Raw genomic sequence first — 15,297 nt, 5'->3', positions numbered from 1 at the left:
CGCTCCAACCTACTTCTTGCGCGCGGCGAACCGGGTCGGCTTGTCGCGGAAAGGCGCGTCGGCCGGACGCGGCTCGGCACGCCCTTCCAGCACCTCGCGGGCCGCGAGGAGGCCGGCGACCGCGGAGGCGTTCACGATCTCGCCGGAGAACACCATCCGCACCGCCTCGTCGAGCGGGAAGCGGTGGATCTCCAGGTCCGCCTCCTCCTCGCCCTGCACCTCGCGGTCCACCTCGGACAGGCCCCTCGCCAGGAACACGCGCACGACCTCGTCGGTGAAGCCGGGTGACGCGGCCGCGTCGACCAGCACGTCCCAGCGCTGGGCGTCGAGCCCGACCTCCTCGGCCAGCTCCCGCCGCGCGCCGACGACCGGCTCCTCGCCGTCGTGGTCGAGCAGCCCGGCGGGCAGCTCCCAGAGGTGCCTGCCGAGGGCGTGCCGGTACTGGTGGATCAGCACGACCTCGTCGGCGTCGTTGACCGCCACGACCGCGACCGCGCCCATGTGCTCGACGATCTCGCGCTTCGCCGTGTCGCCACCGGGCATCTCGACCTCGTCGATCCGCAGCGCCACGACCCGCCCGACGTGCAGGTCCTCGCTGGAGACCGTCCGGAAGTCGTGCCGGGAGGTCACTTCGAGGCCCCCGCGGTCAACGGGAGGCGGTCGGCCACCCGGTAGTTGATCGCGGCCTTCACGAACGCCGCGAACAGCGGGTGCGGCTTCGTGGGACGGGACTTGAGCTCCGGGTGCGCCTGCGTGGCCACGTAGAACGGGTGCACGTCGGCCGGCAGCTCGACGAACTCGACCAGGCGGTCGTCCGGCGACGTGCCGGAGAAGACCAGACCGGCCTCGCTGAGCTTGCCGCGGTAGGCGTTGTTGACCTCGTAGCGGTGCCGGTGCCGCTCGGAGACCTCGGTCGACCCGTAGGCCGTCGCGACCTGCGAGCCCGGCGTGAGCTTCGCGATGTACGCGCCCAGGCGCATCGTGCCGCCCATGTCGCGCTGACCGGAGACGACGTCCTGCTGGTCGGCCATCGTGGAGATGACCGGCGAACCGCCCTCTTCGAACTCGCTGGAGTTCGCGTCCTCGATGCCCGCGAGGTTCCGCGCGGCCTCGATCACCATGCACTGCAGGCCGAGGCACAGGCCGAGCGTCGGCACACCGCGCGTGCGGGTGTACTTCAGCGCGCCGATCTTGCCCTCGATGCCGCGCACGCCGAACCCGCCGGGGATCAGCACCGCGTCCATGCCGGACAGCGCGCGCGCCGCACCCTCGGGGGTCTGGCACTCGTCCGACGGCACCCACTTGATCTCGACCTTGGCGTGGTGCGCGAACCCGCCCGCACGCAGCGCCTCGGTGACCGACAGGTAGGCGTCCGGCAGGTCGACGTACTTGCCGACGAGCGCGATCTTCACCGTCTCCGACGGGTTGTGCACGCGCTCGAGCAGGTCGCCCCACACCGTCCAGTCGACGTCGCGGAACGGCAGACCCAGGCGGCGCACCACGTACGCGTCGAGGCCCTCGGCGTGCAGGACCTTCGGGATGTCGTAGATCGACGGCGCGTCCACGGCGGCGACGACGGCGTCGGTGTCGACGTCGCACATCAGGCCGATCTTGCGCTTCAACGCGTCCGGGATCTCCCGGTCCGCGCGGCACACGATCGCATCGGGCTGGATACCGATGTTGCGCAGCGCCGCGACGGAGTGCTGCGTCGGCTTGGTCTTCAGCTCGCCGGACGGCGCGAGGTACGGCACCAGGCTGACGTGCAGGAAGAAGACGTTGTCGCGGCCGACGTCGTGACGGACCTGGCGGCACGCCTCGAGGAAGGGCAGCGACTCGATGTCACCGACCGTGCCGCCGACCTCGGTGATGACCACGTCCGGTGTGACGCCGTCGGCGTCCGGCTCGGCCATCGCGCGGATGCGGCGCTTGATCTCGTCGGTGATGTGCGGGATGACCTGGACCGTGTCGCCCAGGTACTCGCCGCGGCGCTCCTTGGCGATGACCTCGGAGTACACCTGGCCGGTGGTGACGTTCGCGTCGCCGCTCAGATCCCGCGCGAGGAACCGCTCGTAGTGCCCGATGTCGAGGTCCGTTTCGGCACCGTCGTCGGTCACGAAGACCTCGCCGTGCTGGAACGGGTTCATCGTGCCGGGGTCCACGTTCAGGTACGGGTCGAGCTTCTGCATCGTTACCCGCAGGCCGCGCGAGGTGAGCAACTGGCCGAGGCTGGAGGCGGTGAGCCCCTTGCCCAGGGAAGACGCGACGCCTCCCGTGACGAAGACGTGCTTGGTCGTACGTGCCTGCTGCACCAACGGGGCTCCCGTGAAAATCGTGGGGGAAAATCCCCCTGTCCACGGGCCCTAACGCTAACACGCCGACGGTCACTCAGCGCACCACGACCCGGCAGATCACATCACCCGATCGGCGCAGCGAGGGGTTTCCCCGAACTCCGCCCGGTACGGGCCGAGATCAGGAATCGTTGTCACGTGACCTTCGACGTGGCAGGGGAAGCCGCCAGAGCGGTGCGCGAACGCGATGCGGCGTGGCGTTTCATCGAAGGGTTCGCGGCCGCGTGGGCGGAGCCGATCGAGCCGCAGGACGGCTGGAGCCGCCAGGAGCTCGCGGACACCGAGGACCAGCTCCGCGTGCGGATCCCGGAGGCGGTGAAGGAGGCCCTGTCGCTGTTCGGCAAGCGGCCCGACCTGACGAGCAACCAGGACCGGCTGCTCACGCCCGCCGAACTGCGCGTCGACCACGGAGTGCTGGTCTTCCGGGACGAGAACCAGTGGGTCGCGGCCTGGGGCACGCGTGTCACCGGTGACGACCCGGAGGTCCTGATCAAGCTCGACCTCGTCAACAAGGCCGAGGAGCGCTGGGACCCGTGGCTGCCGCGGTTCTCGCTGGCGTGCGTGGAGATGGTGCTGTCGGAGGCGCTGTTCCGCGACGGCGCCGAGACGGCCGACAGGGAGACGTCCGAGGGGGACATCTCCCTGCTGGAGGACCACTTCGCGCTCCTGCCGCTGAACAGTCCCGGCACCCGGTGGTTCGCCCGCGACGACGTGATCGTGCGGGAGGACGACAGTCAGTGGCTCTGGGCCCGTGCCCGTACACCGCACGCGCTTGAAGTGCTGCTGAAGACGCTGCCCGGCGAGTGGTCGACCGAATGCTGAGGACTCAGCCCGCGGGTCCCGGCGAGGACGCCTCGGCGTTGCCGGCCACTCCATAACGTCCACTGCGGCCTTCCAGCTGTTCGCGCAGTGCCATCACGACGACGATCTGGCCTGCCGGAGTGTCGGAGTTGTCGACCGTGGACAAGATGGAAGTCGCGTTGGTGTCCGCGCGGACCACGCCGATGGCGCCGGTGCCGTTCGCGGAGCCGTTCGCGCCCGCCAGCACGGCGCCCGCACCGGACCGGTCGAGCTGGGTGGCGAAGCGCGCGATCGTCGCGGCGCGGTCGGCGGCCGAGTCACCGATCGCGGCGCCGCCGGTGAGCACGATCGCGAGCTGCGCGGGCTTCACACCGGAGGTCGCCTTCACGAACCCGGCGTTGGAGAGTCCGGCGAGCGCGGCGGCCGCCTCGTCGGCGGTGGCCTGAGCCTGGTTGTTCGACGGGTTGAGCAGCAGCAGCGTGCCGAAGAGGCCACCCGCGCGCGTTCCGGGGTCACCGGCGGTGGGCAGCTGCGAGCCGGCGGGCTGCAGCCGGGCCACGAGGTCGCGGAGCTGGTCGCCGCGCGAGGGGTCGGCGAACGCGTCGGTCAGCTGGATCTCGCCGGTGACGCTCGCGCCCGCGGACTTCAGCATGCCGGTCAGAGCGTCCCGATCGGACGGACGCGCGTCGGAGGTGGTCACCAGCACCACGGTCCGGTCGGCGAGTCCGTCCTTGACGGCGAGCGGACCGACCGACGCGGCGAACTTGTCCGCCTCCGTCAGCTTGGCGTTCAACGCGTTGCGGTCGTTCTGCAGGTCGTTCACCTGCTGCGCCAACGAGTTCTTCTCATCGCTCAGGCCGGACAACAGCCGCCCGCTGATCGCGGTCGACCCCAGCACGACACCGACCGCGAGCGCCAGAAACACCGCGGTGATCGAAACTATGTGGTAGCGCAGCGAGATCACGAGAAGAACCCCTTGAACCAGTTGACGACGGATTGCCACGCGTCGACCACGATGTCGACGTAGACGTGACCGACGCCGGACACCGCCAGTGCCGCCACCATGGCGGCGATCGCGGCGGTCACCAGCAGGACGATCACGCCCATTGACACCCGGCTGCGATGCAAGGTCGCGACGGCCTCCCCGTCGACGAGCTTGCTGCCGAGCTTCAACCTGGTGAGGAACGTGGAGGGGTTGGAACCGGAGTGCCCGCGGTCGAGGAACTCGCGCAGCGTCGCGCGCAGCCCCACCGTGACGACCAGGGACGCCCCGTGGGCCTCGGCGAGCAGCAACGCGAGGTCTTCCGCGTTGCCAGACGCGGGGAACGTCACCGCGCCGATGCCGAGGTCCTGGATCCGCTGCAGGCCAGGAGCGTGGCCGTCGGTCTGCGCGGGCACGACCACCTCGGTGGCCGCGCGCAGTGACGCGGTGCCGATGCCGTCGGGGTCGCCGACGATGACGTCCGGCTTGTACCCGGCGTCGTGCAGCGTGTCCGCGCCGGTGTCGACGCCGATCAGCACCGGCCGGTACTCGCGGATGTACTTGCGGAGCTTGCGCAGCTGTTCCGCGTGCGACGGTCCACCCGCGACGACCAGCACCTGCCGGTCGCGCATGGGCACGTACACCTCGGGCACGCCGACACCGTCGAGCACCAGCGCTCGTTCCCTGCGCAGGAACTCGATGGTGTTGGCGGAGAACGCTTCCAGCTGCGCCGACATGCCGGCCTTCGCCTCGATCATCGCGTCGGCGATGCTCTCGGCGTTCTGCTCGACACCCTTGGCGAGCTCGCGTTCCCCGGCGTAGACGACACCCTCGTGCAGCCGGATCTTGGTGCCTTCCTTGATCTCGCGCAGTGCGACGGCACCGACGTTGTCGATCAGCGGAATGCCCGCCTCGATCAGCAGTTCCGGCCCGAGATTCGGAAAACGGCCGGAAATGGACGGCGAGGCGTTCACGACACCGACCACCTCGGCGGCGACGAGCGCCTCCGCGGTACGCCGATCGAGGTCGACGAGGTCGAAAACGGCGACATCACCGGGACTGACGCGCCGCACCAGGTCACTCACGCGCCGATCAACCCGTGCGACGCCGGTGACACCGGGAAGTTCGTGGTTAGTGCGGCTCAGCAACCCGGAAAGCTTCATGCGCCCGATAGTGACTCACGGTGCGCACGCGACAGGTGAGGCACGCCGGGCAATTCGTTCTGATCAGTCGTCGGGGTGAACCACTACGGCTCCAAACGCGACGATTGTCGCCGCTATAAGGACCCACATCCCGTTGCCGAACCCCGCTTCCAGACCGGGGTCGATGGTGATGTTGCCCTGCCTGTGAAAGCTGATCGCGTTCAGCAAATACACGAACAGCATTCCGGTGACTCCGGCGAGTGCCGCGGCTCCGGCGAATGCGACTTTCCACCATCGGACGCCGACGAGGACGGCGACCGCGGCGGCCACCGCCGGGATGCCGAAGAGAGGACCGTGCTCGTCTTCCGTGGCACCGAAGCGGGTGCTCCAGCCCGTGGTGACGTAGGCGGTCTGCGGCTGGTCGGGAGTCAGGCGGATGAGCAGTTCCGACAGCGGCAGGAAGGTCGCGGTGACCGCTGCCGCGGCGGCCAGGACGAGCAGGCCCGCGCTGAGGAGTCTCATGCCTGTTCCCGTTGGACGGCGATGGCACCGGTGAGGGCGACCAGCGTTCCGATCGCGAGGAAGACCAGCCCGAAGCCGATCGCGAAGTCGCCCTGCTGCTCGAGGGCGTGGCCACGTTCCGACACGACGAGCACCGCGGTGATGCCGACCGCGCCCAGCTGCGCCGCCGCTCCGGCCAGCGCGGCCCGGCTGACCCAGATCCCGGCGATCAGGAGCGCGACGGCGACCGCGACGGGCAGGCCGTACCAGGGCGAGAGTTCACCCGCGGGCCAGTCGCCGGGCTTGTTCACGACCTCCGTGCCCCACGCCCTGACGACAACCTCGATGTTGCCCGCGTAGGCGGTCGAGTACCACGGCAGCACCATCGCCGTCGCGGTCAGCACCACCCCCGCAGCGATCAGCGCGACCGCCGTCGGTCTTCCGATCACCGCGTCTCCTGCTGCTCTTCAAGGGGAATCTCGATGCCGAACGGCGGGGTGTCGTCGTCGCTGTCGAGCTGGTGCACGACCACGTCCTCTTCGTCCTCCGGCGACGGTTCTTCCTGCTTGCGCTGGGCGAGTGCCGCTCCGGCCAGGCCGATGACCGCGGCGAGGCCCAACATGTACGTGCCGCCGAGGACGGTCAGCGACGGCGGATGTCCGGTGTCGACCGGCCACTTGCTCATGTCCTCGGCCTGGCTTCGCAGCAGCATCAGGTACACGAACACGGCCCCGGCCAGCGCACCAGCGGCCCCCATCGCCACGGGCCTGCCGACGAACTCCGTCTGCTCCCGCAGCACGAGCAGCCCCGCGACCGCCATCAGCACGGCGGCCACGACCACCGGCCACCCGACGGCGAAGTAGGCGTCGTCCTCCCGCCCGTCCGGCAAGCTCGACTTGGCGATCCACAACGTCGAGGTCCACGTCACCTCGCGGTGGGCGGTGCGGTAGGTGTCCTGGAGGCTGCCGGCAACCGCCAGCGCAGCCCCGAGCACCAGCAGCAGCACGGCGATCCTGCGACGATCAATCACTCTTCTGCTCTTTCGGCTCTTGCGGCTCCTGGGGCTCCTGGGGCTCCTGGGGCTCGACGATCACCGGAAACCCGTACGGCGGCGTCTCGCTCTCGTCGCCCTCGATCTGGTGGATGACCGCGCCGCCCTCGGTGACGATCGGCTCACTGACGACCCTGCGCGGCAGCTCCTGGTGCAGCACCGCCGACACGACCCCCACCCCAGCCGCGACGACCAGCACGGTGACGCCGTCGCCCTGCTCCACGTCGAACGGCACGGGCGCCTCGAGCTCACGAAGCTTGTCGATCGTCCCCTGCACCCCGGCGATCGCCGTCCAGGCCACCCCGGCCAGCACCCCGGCCCCGAGCAAAGACCCGACGCGCGCGGCCGGCATCCGGAACGCCAGCACCACCGACAAGGCCATCACGAGCGCCGCCCCGACCGCCGGTTCCCCGTAGTCGAGCGGCGCGAGCATGAGCGCACCGCGGAAGTCGTCCCGCTCGGTGACCCACGACGAAGCCTCGTACCGCAACGTCCGCCCCTGCAGCTCGACCTGCACGGAGTAGGCCGACAGGAACGTCGCCGCCACCGCCAGCCCGGCCGCGACGAACACCAGCACCGCCCCGAACACCCGGCGCGTGGTCACAGATCCGGTCCACCTTCCACCGCACAAGCGTGTGCGTCCGCTGACCGGAACTCGGTCACGCTCCCATCATGCCGAACGCCGGCGGAACTGCGGAGAGGACTGCGGCAGAGTTCCGCCGCGCCGATCTTGTCGGTGGGCCGACCGCCTCAGCTCGCCCGCGTACGCAGACGGTGGGCGACCACGCCATGACCGCGCAGCCGCCCACCCGAAAACACAACCGAAGCCGTCAGGCCTTCTTCTTGCGGCGCCGCACCACCGGAGCCGCCGACTTGTCCGCCTTCGCCGCCGCCAGCAACTCCTCGGCATGCGCCCGGCCCGTGTCGGTCGAGTCCATGCCCGCCAGCATCCGGGCGAGCTCGACCACCCGCTGCGTCTCGTCCAGCTTGCGCACCGCGGACCGCGTGAACGTGCCGTCCGCCGACTTGTCGACGACCAGGTGCCGGTCGGCGAAGGCCGCCACCTGCGGCAGGTGCGTCACCACGATGACCTGGTGCGACCGGGCGAGCCTGGCCAGCCGGCGGCCCACCTCGACCGCGGCACGGCCACCGACGCCGGCGTCCACCTCGTCGAACACGAGCGTCGGCACCGGATCGGAGTGCGACAGCACGACCTCCAGCGCGAGCATCACGCGCGAGAGCTCACCGCCGGACGCGCCCTTGTGCACCGGCAGCGCGGGCGCGCCGGGGTGCGAGATCAGCCGGAGCTCCACCTCGTCCACGCCGGACGATCCCGCGTGCAGGATCGAGCGGCCCACGTTGAGCGCCTGCGGGTCGCCTGCCTCGGCGTGCCGGGGCTTGACGGCCAGCTCGACCGAGGCGTGCGGCATCGCGAGGCCGTCGAGCTCCTCGGTAACAGCCTTGCCCAGCTCCGCGGCGGCCTCGACGCGCGCGGCGGTGACCTGCTCCGCCAGCGCGGCCAGCTCGACCGCCAGCTCGTCGCGGCGCGCGGCCAGGGCGGTGAGCGCTTCTTCTGAGGTGTCCAGCCCGTCCAGACGGGCACGGGCCTCGTTGGCCCACTCGATCACGCCGTCGACGTCCGCCGCGTACTTGCGGGTGAGCGCCTTCAGCTCGGCCTGGCGCTGCAGCACCTGCTCCAGCCGGCCGGGATCGGCTTCGAGGTGGTCGAGGTAGCCGGAGATCTCGGCGCCGACGTCGGCCAGCAGCGTCGCCGCTTCGACCAGGCGCGGTTCCATCTCTCGCAGCTTCGGGTCCTCGGACGCGGCCAGGCGGCGCGCGGCCTCGGAGATCAGGCCGAGCGCGCCGGGGTTGTCCGGGTCGCCCTCCAGCGAGCCGCTCACCGCGAACTGCGCACCCTGGGCGGCCTCGCGGAGCTGGTCGGCGTCGGCGAGGCGGCGGGCCTCGTCGTGCAGCTCGGCGTCCTCACCCGGCTTCGGGTCTACCGCGTCGATCTCGGACAAGCCGTGCCGCAGCAGGTCGGCCTCGCGGGCGAGCTCGCGGGACCGCTCGGTGCGTTCCCTCAGCTCGGTGGCCACCTTGAGCCACTCCGTGCGGATGCGCTGGTACTCGCGCAGCGGCTCGGCCACGTCGTCGCCCGCGAACCGGTCGAGGACGGCGCGCTGCTCGGTCGGGCGCATGAGGCGCAGCTGGTCGTTCTGGCCGTGCACGGCGATCAGCTGCTCCGCCAGTTCGGACAGCACGCCGACCGGCACGGAGCGGCCTCCGACGTGGGCCCGGGAGCGGCCGTCGGAGCCGACGGTGCGGATCGCGATCAGCGAACCGTCGTCGTCCGCCTCGCCGCCGACCTCCTCCGCCACCTTCGCGGCAGGGCTGCCCGCCGGAGCCTGGAAGCGGCCTTCGACCACCGCCTTGTCGGCTCCGGTGCGCACGCGCGAAGCCTCCGCGCGGCCACCGCCGAGCAGGTGCAACCCGGTCACGACCATGGTCTTGCCCGCGCCCGTCTCACCGGTGACAACGGTGAATCCGGGATCGAGTTCAAGAGTGGCCTCGTCAATCACGCCAAGGCCATTGATGCGCATCTCGGCCAGCACAGGGCGAACCTTACTTGTCGGGTCCGACATTTCCGGATGGGACCTTGCTCTGGGGCACCATAACGAGCGAGTGCCGATGCACCGAGCGGCGCGATCAGCCTGCCGATGGTCCCCGCCACCCCTTGACCGGCAGGTCGAACTTCTCGACCAGCCGGTCCGTGAACGGAGCCTGGCGCAGCCGCACGACCTTGAGCGGCACCTCACCCTCCACGATCTCGATCCGTGCTCCCGCGGGCAGCTCGAACGTGCGCCGCCCGTCCGCGGACAGGGCGGCGGGGTGACCCGTGGCCTCGATCTCGAACGCCACGTGCGACTTCGGCGACACGACCAGCGGGCGGGCGAACAGCGCGTGCGCGTTGCTCGGCACCACCAGGATCGCCTGCACGTCCGGCCAGACAACAGGGCCACCGGCCGAGAACGCGTACGCCGTCGAGCCCGTCGGCGTCGCACACAGCACGCCGTCGCAGCCGAAAGCCGACACGGGCCTGCCGTCGACCTCGACGACGACCTCGAGGATGCGTTCGCGGATCAGCTTCTCGACGCTGATCTCGTTGAGCGCCCACGTCTTCACGACGACGTCGCCGTTGACCTTCGCCACGAGGTCGAGCGTCATGCGCTCTTCCACGAAGTAGTCGCGTTCCAGCACGTGCCCGACGGCCTCGTGCAACGCGTCCGAGTCCGCCTCCGCGAGGAAGCCGACCCGGCCCAGGTTCACGCCCAGCACCGGGACGCGCGCCGGGCGGGCGAGCTCGGCACCGCGCAGCAGCGTGCCGTCACCACCCAGCACCAGCACGAGCTCGGTGCCCTCGGCGGCGTGGTCGTCGGCGGGCACGACCTTGGTGCAGCACGACGGGCCGAGGTCACGCGCCTCGTCGTCGAGCACCCTCGTCGTGACGCCACCGACCGCCAGACGGCCGGCGACCTGACGGGCAAGATCGATGTTGCTCTGGTGGCCTGTGTGGACGACCAGCAGGACTTCCCTCATTGGGGCCCTTCTTCGACAGCGGAGCGCACCATCTCTGCGGCATCGACAGGATCGCCTTTGCGCAGCCAGAGGAAGTACTCGACGTTGCCGGACGGTCCTGGCAGCGGGCTCGCGACGACACCTCTCGTGGTGAGCCCGAGCTCCTCGGCGGCCTTGGTGACCTCGAGAACCGCCTCGACGCGCAGTTCCGGATCACGCACGACGCCACCGGAGCCGAGGCGTTCCTTGCCGACCTCGAACTGCGGCTTGACCATCGGCAGCAGGTCGCCCTCCTCGTCGAGGCACGCGGCGAGTGCGGGAAGCACAAGCCTCAACGAGATAAACGAAAGATCCGCTACGACGAGTTCAACTTTGCCGCCGATGTCCTCGGGCGTGAGGGTGCGGACGTTGGTCTTGTCCTTCACCACGACCCGGTCGTCGGTCTGCAGCTTCCAGTCGAGCAGACCCCTGCCGACGTCGGCCGCGACGACCTGCCTCGCGCCGTAGCGGAGGAGGACGTCGGTGAAACCGCCAGTGGATGCGCCCGCGTCGAGACAACGCTTGTCCGCGGGGTCGATCTTGAAGCCTTCGAGCGCGCCGATCAGCTTGTGCGCGCCCCTGGACGCCCAGTTCGGGTCGTTGCCGAGATCCTTGACGACGACCGCGTCGGAGGTCTCCACGGCGGTCGCGGGCTTCGTCGCGACGGTGCCGCGCACCGTGACGCGGCCGTCCGCGACGAGTTGGCTGGCGTGCTCACGGGACCTGGCGAGCCCCCTGCGCACGAGTTCGGCGTCGAGCCGCACTCTGCGAGGCACTGTGCATCACACCTTGTCGATGCTCGACAGTGCGTCGGTGAGCGTCGCGTGCACGGCGTCGAACCGCGCCACGTGCTCGGCGAGGGGAACGTTCTCGAGCCCGTCGAGCCTCTCCAGCGCGCCGTTGATGGCGTCAGCCGGGTTGGGCGGCGGTCCGGGCAAGGGGTAGCTCACGGTCTTACGGTAGCCGATGGAGTACCGACAGGTCCGCGCCGACATACGTGGGCCGCTGGTCTTCCGGAAGCGCTTGTGCCTCTTCATCCGTCGACACACCCGTGAGCACAAGCAGGGAGTCCATCCCCGCGTTGACCGCGCCCAGGATGTCCGTGTCGAGCCGGTCGCCGATCACCAGCGGCCGGTTCGCCTGGAGCTCCTTCGCGGCCTGCTGCAGCAGCGGGGTGGCGGGCTTGCCGGCGACGAGCGGCTCCTGGCCGGTCGCGGCCTTCAGCGCCGCGACGAGCGACCCGTTGCCGGGCAGAAGACCGCGCTCGGTGGGCAGGGTGGCGTCGACGTTGCACGCCACCCACAGCGCACCGCCTCGAATGGCCACGGCGGCCTCGGCCAGCTCACGCCAGCCGAGGTCCATGGACAGCCCTTGCAGGACCGCCACCGCGCCCTCGGCGGTGTCGGTCGGGATGAGACCGCGCTTGAACACCTCGGCCTCCAGGGCCTTGGTGCCGAGCACGAGCACGGTGGAGCGCTTGGGCAGGCGCTCGGCGAGCATGGCCGCGCCCGCCTGCGCGGAGGTGCTCACCTCGTCGACGCTCGTGTCGAACCCGAGCTCGACGAGGTGATCCGCGACCGCCTGCGGTGAGCGAGAGGCGTTGTTGGTGACGTACCGGATCCCGACACCTTTGCTTCTGGCCGCCGCGATGGCTTCCGCAGCACCCGGCACGGCCTCGGACCCGCGGTAGACGGTGCCGTCGAGATCGATCAGCAACGCGTCGTACCGGTCGACCAACGTCTCGCTCACTGCTGCGCGGTCTCCTCCTGGGTCAGCTCGAACGCGCGCTCGGCGGCGTCCGTCTCCCCTTCGTCGTCAGCCTCGGCGGCGTTGAGGAACCACTTGACGGCTTCCTCGATCCGGCCGGCCGCGGCCAGGTTGTCGGCGTAAGCGTAGAAGAGCCGCGCGGAGTAGGGATTGCGCTGCCCCGGGTCGAGGTCCGGCCCCTGCAACGCCACGACCGCCGCGTCGAGCTGCCCCATGTCCCGGCGAGCCCCGGCCGCGACGATCCGCAGCTCGATCTCGTCCTCCTGGGACAGATCCTTGGCAGCCGGATCCTTGGCGAGGTCGACGGCCCGCTCCGGCCGCCCGAGCGCCCGCTCGCAGTCGGCCATGATCGCGAGGTGGCCCGGCCCCGGCATCATCCGGCGCGCGGCCCGCAGCTCGCTGAGAGCCTCGGCCCACTCGTCGGCGAAGTAGGCGGTGAGCCCAGCCGCTTCCCGGACAACACCCACACGCGCCGCCTTGCTGCGCGCGTACCGCGCGTGCTCCAGGGCGAGCTCGGGGTCCTCGTCGATCAGCAGCCCGGCCGCGGCCAGGTGCCGGCCGATGATCTCCGCGAGGCCCTTGGGCAGGCTGCGCAGCTCGGCCCGGATCTCCGGGTCGAGGAGCGACAGGTCTGCCTCCTCGGGCAGCTCGGGCCGTCCGCCGCGGGGGGCGGGGGCGTCGTCGCGGTCATCCCGCTCGACCCGGTCGCTGTCGTCCGTGCCAACACCGGTCGCCGGGACCTCGCGGTCTTCGGTGTCGCTGTCGGCGGCGGCGACGTTGCGATCTTCGGCGTCACTGTCTTGGCTGCTGTCGCTGTCGCCGCTGATGTCGCGGTCCTCGGCGTCGCGCTCCTGGCCGTTGTCGCCGGCGACGTTGCGGTCCTCGGCGTCGCGATCTTCCCGGCTGTCTTCGCCGTTGCCGTCTTCGGCGTCGTCGCCCGCACGAACCCCACTGGCGTCACCGGTGGCGTCGTCGCCTTCACCGGCCTGCTCGCGGCCGGCGGCGGCACGGGTGGCCGCGGCGCCGTCGCCCAGGCGGTAGCCGGCGCGCTCACCCGAGGCCGACGCCTCCGGCGTCACGTCGGAAGCAGCAGCCGCCTCGTCCTGAGGCGCCGACTCCTGCTCGACCAGACGCTCCTGGAACCGCGCCGCACGCTCACGGCTGCGCTCGTCACGACGGTCGTCGCGCTGGGGGGCGGGACGCTCGTCGTTGCGGTAACCCGCGCGGTCGTCACGCTGGGAGCCGCCCGAACGGTAGCCACCCCGGTCACCGGAGCCGCCACGGTCGTCCTTGCGGTACCCGCCGCGGTCGCCACTGCGCTCGCCCGAGCGCTCGCCGCGGTAGCCACCGCGGTCGCCACCCGAGCGGTAACCGCCACGGTCACCGGAGCCTTCGCCCCGGTAGCCACCACGATCGCCAGAATCGCTCTTGCGGTACCCGCCGCGATCGCCGGAGTCGTCCCGACGGAAGCCGCCGCGATCACCAGAGCTCTCGCCCCGGTAGCCGCCGCGATCACCCGAGTCACTCTTGCGGTAACCGCCGCGGTCGCCCGAGTCGGTCTTGCGGAAGCCACCGCGATCGCCGGACTCGCTCTTCCGGTAGCCACCGCGGTCGCTGGAGTCGCTCTTGCGGTAGCCACCGCGGTCGCCCGAGTCGCTCTTGCGGTAACCACCGCGATCACCCGAACGCTCGCTGCGGTCGCCACCTGAACGGTAGCCACCACGGTCGCCAGAATCGCTCTTGCGATAGCCGCCGCGATCGCCGGAGTCGTCCCGACGGAAGCCGCCGCGATCGCCGGAATCAGTCTTGCGGTAGCCACCGCGGTCGCCGGAGTCATCCCGACGGAAGCCGCCACGATCACCCGAGCGCTCGCTGCGGAATCCACCGCGGTCGCCGCCGCCCGAGCGGTAACCGCCACGGTCGCCGGAGCTCTCGCCCCGGTAGCCACCACGGTCGCCCGAGTCAGTCTTCCGGTAACCGCCGCGGTCGCTCGAGTCAGTCTTCCGGTAACCGCCGCGGTCGCTCGAGTCAGTCTTCCGGTAGCCACCACGGTCGCTCGAGTCGCTCTTGCGGTAGCCACCACGGTCGCTGGAGTCGCTCTTGCGGTAGCCACCACGGTCGCTGGAGTCGCTCTTCCGGTAGCCACCACGGTCGCCCGAGTCAGTCTTCCGGTAGCCACCACGGTCACCGGAATCGCTCTTCCGGAAGCCACCACGGTCGCCCGAGTCGCTCTTCCGGTAGCCACCACGGTCGCCCGAGTCAGTCTTCCGGTAGCCACCACGGTCACCGGAGTCGCTCTTGCGGTAACCGCCACGGTCGCCGGAGTCGTCCTTGCGGAAGCCCGGGCGGTCACCACCGCGGTCGGAGCGGTGGCCGCCGGAACCCTCGCTGCGCTGGTAGCCGCCGCGCTCGCCCGAGCGCTCGCTGCGGAAACCGCCGCGGTCGCCGCCGCCCGAGCGGTAGCCGCCACGGTCGCCGGACTCGCTCTTGCGGTAGCCGGTGCTGTCGTTTCGGTCGTTGCGCTGGTAGCCGGCGCGGTCGTCTCGACGGTCTCCGCGGTTGGTGCGGTCGCCGGAGCCTTCCCCACGCTGGGAGCTGCTGTTGTTGCTGAACTTCCGATCGCCTGCTGAGCGGCCACCCTCGGAACGGCGCGGTCGGTCTCCCTGGCCACGCTGACGGTCGCCGGGACGATCCCCGAACCTAGACACCAAATCCTCCTATGGACACGCTGAAAGGGGCTTGTGAGCGAGCACTGTAGTTGTGCCCCGCAATCACAAGCCCCTTCAGGGAAGAAGTTCGGCGGCGACCTACTCTCCCACACCGTAACCAGTGCAGTACCATCGGCGCAGAAGGGCTTAACTACCGGGTTCGGAATGGGACCGGGTGTTTCCCCAACGCTATAACCACCGAAACACTATGAAATTACAACCAGCAACCCCGCGGGGGTTCGACCGGTTCTGGTTGTTCTTCCAGAACCGCACAGTGGATGCGTAGCGTCTTTGTAACAAGTCCTCGGCCTATTAGTACCAGTCAGCTCCAACCGTTACCGGTCTTCCACCTCTGGCCTATCAACCCAGTGGTCTAGCTGGG

15 protein-coding genes and 2 rRNA genes are annotated in these 15,297 nt (G+C 70.4%); 1 reads left to right on the top strand and 16 read right to left on the bottom strand.

What is annotated here, in order from left to right:
• Window positions 1-9 precede the first annotated feature (9 nt).
• A complete protein-coding gene (locus tag ABFX45_RS23355) occupies window positions 10-630 on the bottom strand; it encodes an NUDIX domain-containing protein (RefSeq protein ID WP_346131930.1) in 621 nt (206 codons plus the stop codon).
• The gene (pyrG, locus tag ABFX45_RS23350; protein ID WP_407656928.1) at window positions 627-2,309 is read right to left on the bottom strand and encodes a CTP synthase; all 1,683 of its coding nucleotides are present in this window, start codon (window positions 2,307-2,309) and stop codon (window positions 627-629) included. The genes ABFX45_RS23355 and pyrG overlap by 4 nt, the downstream gene beginning before the upstream one ends.
• Before the next feature lie 177 nt (window positions 2,310-2,486).
• Here pyrG and ABFX45_RS23345 point away from each other — a divergent pair, with 177 nt between their 5' ends.
• Complete coding sequence (locus ABFX45_RS23345) at window positions 2,487-3,170, top strand: SMI1/KNR4 family protein (protein WP_112227760.1); 684 nt, start codon at window positions 2,487-2,489, stop codon at window positions 3,168-3,170.
• A 4-nt stretch (window positions 3,171-3,174) separates the two neighbouring features.
• On the opposite strand, the gene ABFX45_RS23340 is transcribed toward ABFX45_RS23345, so the two are convergent.
• The 14 genes from ABFX45_RS23340 to ABFX45_RS23275 all read right to left on the bottom strand — a co-directional run.
• Complete coding sequence (locus ABFX45_RS23340; RefSeq protein WP_109637134.1) at window positions 3,175-4,113, bottom strand: copper transporter; 939 nt, start codon at window positions 4,111-4,113, stop codon at window positions 3,175-3,177.
• On the bottom strand, window positions 4,110-5,294 hold the full coding sequence (gene steA / locus ABFX45_RS23335; protein ID WP_109637133.1) for a putative cytokinetic ring protein SteA: 1,185 nt from the start codon (window positions 5,292-5,294) through the stop codon (window positions 4,110-4,112). The genes ABFX45_RS23340 and steA overlap by 4 nt, the downstream gene beginning before the upstream one ends.
• A 63-nt stretch (window positions 5,295-5,357) precedes the next feature.
• The gene (locus tag ABFX45_RS23330; RefSeq protein ID WP_109637132.1) at window positions 5,358-5,795 is read right to left on the bottom strand and encodes a hypothetical protein; all 438 of its coding nucleotides are present in this window, start codon (window positions 5,793-5,795) and stop codon (window positions 5,358-5,360) included.
• Entirely contained in the window at window positions 5,792-6,223 is a 432-nt protein-coding gene (locus tag ABFX45_RS23325; protein ID WP_346131929.1) for a hypothetical protein, read from the bottom strand. Before ABFX45_RS23325 ends, ABFX45_RS23330 begins: the two co-directional genes overlap by 4 nt.
• A complete protein-coding gene (locus ABFX45_RS23320) occupies window positions 6,220-6,804 on the bottom strand; it encodes a hypothetical protein (RefSeq protein ID WP_146231574.1) in 585 nt (194 codons plus the stop codon). The genes ABFX45_RS23325 and ABFX45_RS23320 overlap by 4 nt, the downstream gene beginning before the upstream one ends.
• Window positions 6,797-7,429: a hypothetical protein gene (locus ABFX45_RS23315; protein ID WP_346131928.1), complete on the bottom strand. Its 633-nt coding sequence runs from the start codon at window positions 7,427-7,429 to the stop codon at window positions 6,797-6,799. The genes ABFX45_RS23320 and ABFX45_RS23315 overlap by 8 nt, the downstream gene beginning before the upstream one ends.
• Window positions 7,430-7,655: 226 nt before the next feature.
• Window positions 7,656-9,437, bottom strand: a complete 1,782-nt coding sequence (gene recN / locus ABFX45_RS23310) for a DNA repair protein RecN (RefSeq protein ID WP_211337374.1) — start codon at window positions 9,435-9,437, stop codon at window positions 7,656-7,658.
• Between the two features lie 94 nt (window positions 9,438-9,531).
• The gene (locus ABFX45_RS23305; RefSeq protein ID WP_109637128.1) at window positions 9,532-10,422 is read right to left on the bottom strand and encodes an NAD kinase; all 891 of its coding nucleotides are present in this window, start codon (window positions 10,420-10,422) and stop codon (window positions 9,532-9,534) included.
• Window positions 10,419-11,216: a TlyA family RNA methyltransferase gene (locus ABFX45_RS23300; protein WP_346131927.1), complete on the bottom strand. Its 798-nt coding sequence runs from the start codon at window positions 11,214-11,216 to the stop codon at window positions 10,419-10,421. Before ABFX45_RS23300 ends, ABFX45_RS23305 begins: the two co-directional genes overlap by 4 nt.
• A gap of 6 nt (window positions 11,217-11,222) precedes the next feature.
• Window positions 11,223-11,390 carry a hypothetical protein gene (locus tag ABFX45_RS23295; RefSeq protein WP_170154966.1) on the bottom strand — a complete coding sequence of 56 codons (168 nt, stop codon included), beginning with the start codon at window positions 11,388-11,390 and terminating at the stop codon, window positions 11,223-11,225.
• Between the two features lie 4 nt (window positions 11,391-11,394).
• Window positions 11,395-12,189: an HAD-IIA family hydrolase gene (locus ABFX45_RS23290; protein ID WP_346131926.1), complete on the bottom strand. Its 795-nt coding sequence runs from the start codon at window positions 12,187-12,189 to the stop codon at window positions 11,395-11,397.
• Window positions 12,186-14,915: a hypothetical protein gene (locus ABFX45_RS23285; RefSeq protein WP_346131925.1), complete on the bottom strand. Its 2,730-nt coding sequence runs from the start codon at window positions 14,913-14,915 to the stop codon at window positions 12,186-12,188. Before ABFX45_RS23285 ends, ABFX45_RS23290 begins: the two co-directional genes overlap by 4 nt.
• 86 nt (window positions 14,916-15,001) lie before the next feature.
• Window positions 15,002-15,118, bottom strand: a 5S ribosomal RNA gene (gene rrf, locus ABFX45_RS23280).
• A gap of 89 nt (window positions 15,119-15,207) precedes the next feature.
• A 23S ribosomal RNA gene (locus ABFX45_RS23275) occupies window positions 15,208-15,297 on the bottom strand; the annotation flags it as partial.

Origin of the sequence: Lentzea roselyniae (genome assembly GCF_039537795.1) — a bacterium.
GTDB classification, from domain to species: Bacteria; Actinomycetota; Actinomycetes; order Mycobacteriales; family Pseudonocardiaceae; genus Lentzea; species Lentzea atacamensis.
Note: the sequence above shows the minus strand (reverse complement) of the source record. Positions and strands in the feature narration are given on the sequence as shown.

Excerpts from the sequence above, each read along its gene's own strand:
- steA (WP_109637133.1), bottom strand. The coding sequence starts at position 5,294 with ATGAAGCTTTCCGGGTTGCTGAGCCGCACTAACCACGAACTTCCCGGT.
- ABFX45_RS23330 (WP_109637132.1), bottom strand. The coding sequence starts at position 5,795 with ATGAGACTCCTCAGCGCGGGCCTGCTCGTCCTGGCCGCCGCGGCAGCG.
- ABFX45_RS23305 (WP_109637128.1), bottom strand. The coding sequence starts at position 10,422 with ATGAGGGAAGTCCTGCTGGTCGTCCACACAGGCCACCAGAGCAACATC.